A 1,711-nucleotide genomic window follows, 5' to 3' on the forward strand; every position below is an offset into this window, starting at 1 on the left:
GTCCTGCGGGTCGGTCTGACCGTTCAGGCCTTCGGCCTGCAGCGAGACACTGCGCGGCAGCGGCCACCACACTTTGACATTGGCCTGCAACTGGTCCCAGTCGATCCAGAGCGGCGGCATGCCGGGGGCCATCGTGCGCAGCGGCCCGCGCAGGTCGGCGACCGGCGACAAGAGACCGGTGATGCCAGCGACGGCGTTGAAGCTCCCGGTAGACGCAGCGACTTTCCGGGCGTCGTCCTCATACGCGATGTTGTCGCAGGAGACCGTGAAGCTCATCGGATAACCGCTGACGGTGAGGTTGGCGCAGCCGGCGGCGATCCCCTTGCTGCCCAGCCGCGCCACCGCCTGGTCGGCTTCGGTCTTGAGCCTTTCGGCGAGATAGAACCAGCCGCCGCTGTAGAAGGCGAACAGCACGGCGATGAACGCCGCGAGCCAAAGCAGCCGGCGGCGGGGTTTGGGCGATCGCTCGTCACTTGACGTCATGCTGCGGCTCTCGTTAACCCCGGCGTGCAGGCGTTTGCTTCACGCAAACAAGCGGGGGACAGAAGAAGCACTCTCCGGTGCGGTGTCGTTCACTCGAATGCGATCAGGCTTGGCGATATGGGCGATTTTTGGGTTTTTGGCTATGGCTCGCTGATCTGGCGGCCCGGATTCGCCCATGTCGAGACGCGCCGCGCCCGGCTTTACGGCTACCGCCGCTCGCTTTGCGTCTATTCCTTCGTGCATCGCGGCACGCGCGCACGGCCGGGTCTGGTGCTCGGCCTCGACCGGGGCGGCTCCTGCATCGGCCTCGCCTACCGCGTCCCCGGCAATCTGCGCGACGAGGTGCTTTCCTACCTGCGCGAGCGAGAGCTGGTGACCAGCGTCTATCTCGAACGCATGCTCGATGTCCGACTGGGCAGGGACGGGAAAGGAGAGGGCGTTTCGGTCGAGGCGGTCGCCTACATCGTCGACCGGCGGCATGAACAATATGCTGGCGCGCTCGATGCCGATCACGCGGCAAGGATCGTTCGCGGCGCCGTCGGCCAGTCGGGCCGGAATGAGGATTATGTGCTGAGCACGCTCGAGCATCTCGAGGCGCTCGGCATCCGCGATCACTGGCTGGAAGAGGTGGGCCGTCAGGTCTCGTCTTCGTGAAGTGCTGGTCCGATCAAAAAGCAAAACCATGCCTTTGACCTCGTCCGGCCACGACCTAGCTTAGCGGCATCCCATCCCTGGGCGTCAGGCCCGTTCCAGCATCACGGAGATCAGTCTTGCAGAAACGCCGTCTCGGTCGCACCGACCTTTTAATCGCGCCGCTGGTCCTGGGCGGCAACGTCTTCGGCTGGACCGCCGACGAGAAGACCTCCTTCGATCTGCTTGACCGGTTCGCCGGAGCCGGCCTGAACGCCATCGATACGGCCGATGCCTATTCGCGCTGGGTTCCCGGCAACAAGGGCGGCGAGTCGGAAACCATCATCGGCAATTGGATGAAGAGCCGCGGCAACCGCGACAAGGTGGTCATCATCACCAAGGTCGGCTCGGATATGGGCCAGGGTAAACGCGACCTCTCCGCCGCTTATATCGAAAAGGCGGTCGAGGCATCGCTCAAACGGCTGCAGGTCGATGTCATCGACCTCTATCTGTCGCACTGGCCGGACCCGGCCACGCCTTACGAGGAAACGCTCGGCGCCTATCAGCGCCTGCTCGAAAAAGGCAAGATCCGCTATCC

The 1,711-nt window shown here is 64.2% G+C and carries 3 protein-coding genes; 2 read left to right on the top strand and 1 reads right to left on the bottom strand.

Features of this window, described 5'->3' with window-relative positions; all coding sequences use genetic code 11:
• Nucleotides 1-483: DUF2125 domain-containing protein (locus EOA28_RS34925; RefSeq protein WP_128315804.1), on the bottom strand; the 483-nt coding region annotated here is incomplete at its 3' end.
• 117 nt (nt 484-600) lie between these two features.
• Between EOA28_RS34925 and EOA28_RS34930 the strand changes: the two genes are divergently transcribed.
• Together EOA28_RS34930 and EOA28_RS34935 are read left to right on the top strand one after the other, a co-directional pair.
• Nucleotides 601-1,137, top strand: coding sequence for a gamma-glutamylcyclotransferase (locus tag EOA28_RS34930; protein WP_126081017.1), 537 nt, complete (start codon nt 601-603; stop codon nt 1,135-1,137).
• A gap of 116 nt (nt 1,138-1,253) precedes the next feature.
• On the top strand, nt 1,254-1,711 hold a 458-nt coding region (locus tag EOA28_RS34935), incomplete at its 3' end, for an aldo/keto reductase (RefSeq protein ID WP_148671073.1).

It is taken from the genome of Mesorhizobium sp. M2A.F.Ca.ET.067.02.1.1, from assembly GCF_004023285.1.
Classification (GTDB): domain Bacteria; phylum Pseudomonadota; class Alphaproteobacteria; order Rhizobiales; family Rhizobiaceae; genus Mesorhizobium.